Source organism: Collinsella sp. CLA-ER-H2 (assembly GCF_040092405.1).
GTDB lineage: Bacteria > Actinomycetota > Coriobacteriia > Coriobacteriales > Coriobacteriaceae > Collinsella.
In genome coordinates this window covers 1-1,518 of sequence record NZ_JBBNLO010000063.1, presented here as the reverse complement: position 1 = coordinate 1,518, position 1,518 = coordinate 1, and the positions used below count along the sequence as shown (strand labels likewise).

At 69.9% G+C, this 1,518-nt stretch carries 1 protein-coding gene; it reads right to left on the bottom strand.

What is annotated here, in order from left to right:
- Positions 1-1,215, bottom strand: a 1,215-nt coding sequence (locus AAAX59_RS09645) for an IS110 family transposase (protein ID WP_349071603.1), incomplete at its 3' end; no start/stop codon positions are given.
- Positions 1,216-1,518 lie beyond the last annotated feature (303 nt).

Sequence of the window (1,518 nt, the reverse complement as noted above, 5' to 3'; positions counted from 1 at the left end):
TCTCTCCAATTCGCACAGGAGCTCGTAATACCTCCTCTCCAGTTTCGTCGACCGCCGTTTCCCCCGTTCCAAGTGCCCGAGTGTGGCTGCGGACAGGCCGAGCTCCGCGGCGGCTTTCTTCTGAGTCACCCGCATCGCCTTGCGCATCTTCGCGAGCTCGGGGCCTTCCGGCGCGGCGCCGTCGGGGTTCGGGTCCATGAGCACGTGGTACACCTCCCGCGCTATGTAGCGCTTCAGGCAGCGGACCGCCTCCCGCCGGGACTTCCCCTCGGAGGTCCGCCTCGCCACGTACCTCCTCGTCCTCTCGTCGTACGCCATGCGCTTGATCGCGATCTCGTAGAGCGCCCAGTTCGCCTGCCGGTTGCCGCCGCGGTTGAGCCTGTGCCGGTCCGTCTTCCCGCTCGACGCGGGGATCGGCGAGGCGCCGCACATCATCGAGAACGCCGCCTCGCCCTTCAGCCTGCCGGGGTTGTCGCCGGCGGCCACGACCAGGGCGGCGGCGGTCGTGGTGCCGCAGCCCTCGACGCCGAGCAGCGCGGGCGCGTTCGCCTCCAGCAGCGCGCGGATGCGCTCGTCGAGGGACTCGACCTGGCTGCGGGCCTCCTTCCAGACCGCCGCGACGGACCGCAGCGAGGCCAGCACGCTCTCCTCGAGCGCGTCGCCCGCCTTCCTCCCGCGCGCGAGCAGCGGCATGAGGTCCTTCGGCCGCTCGCGGCCCCTGAACCGCTCCCTCAGGGCGCTCGGGGCCGTCGTGAGCATCGACTTCGCGCAGGCCACGCAGGACGTGGACGTCGCGACGGCCAGCCTGCGCGCGACGTAGAGCTGGCGCACCGCCTCGACCCAGCCGTCCTGCGACTTCGGCACGGAGCAGCCCCTCCCGGACGCCGCCTTGCGCGCCGCGCGCTCGGCGTCCAGCGGGTCGCTCTTCCCCTCGCCGGGCCTCACCTTGTCCCTCTTGGGCCTGAGCACCTCGACGACGTTGTACCCGAGCTCCACGAGCCTCCTCGTCAGCCCGGCCCCGTACGATGCCGTGCCCTCGACGCCGACGACCATGCAGCTCCCCGGGTCGCCTATCGCCTCCGCCAGCCTGTCGTAGCCCTCGGGGTCGGCCCCGAAGCTCCCGCTCCAGATCTTCCTCCCGAGGCCGTCGAGCAGGCACAGGACATGCACGTCCTTGTGCGTGTCGACGCCCGCGATGACCGTTTCGCCTTCCATTTTCGCTCCCCTCGGTCTGCCGCCTGCTCCGCGCCCGGGTCTCCCAGACATTGCACTGACGGGAGCGCTACAATCCAATTGGCTTGTCCGATTGTCCGCGCTCATGCTCCTATTAGGTCATGGCAGGACTCCGGGACGCGGATGCCGGGACGAGACAGGTCGGATTTGAGGACGGCCGAAGAGGCGTCAGCAGGTCAGTGGGTCATCGTCCCGGCATTCAGCATCAGGGTAGCGCTGCGACGCGGAAATCGCGCGCCGTTGCCGCGCCCCGCAGTGCCCGCTTCCCCCGAGAACAATTATCAG